The organism is Arthrobacter sp. Y3221157 (assembly GCF_059089865.1).
The window spans coordinates 1-234 of the sequence record NZ_JBNHFD010000261.1 but is presented as its reverse complement, the minus strand read 5'-3'; the positions used below and the strand labels follow the sequence as shown (position 1 = coordinate 234).

General features: G+C 60.3%; 1 pseudogene. It reads left to right on the top strand.

Features of this window, described 5'->3' with window-relative positions:
• Window positions 1–234 (top strand): annotated as a pseudogene (locus AC5RTT_RS20925) (ABC transporter permease); the annotation flags it as partial.

The window sequence follows — 234 nt, the reverse complement described above, 5'->3', positions numbered from 1 at the left end:
TTCTCATGACTAAATTCATCCTTCAGCGGCTCTTGGCCGGAATCCTGACCATCGCTTCGCTGTGCATCGTCACGTTCTTCCTTCTCAACCTCAGCGCAGGTGATGCAGCACGAAACATCGTCGGACAGAACGCCCCACAGGAGCTCGTGGACCGCAAGACGCAGCAGCTTGGTCTTGACCGCCCCCTGACGGCGCAGTTCCTGGAGTGGGCCGGCGGGGCCATTCAAGGCGACC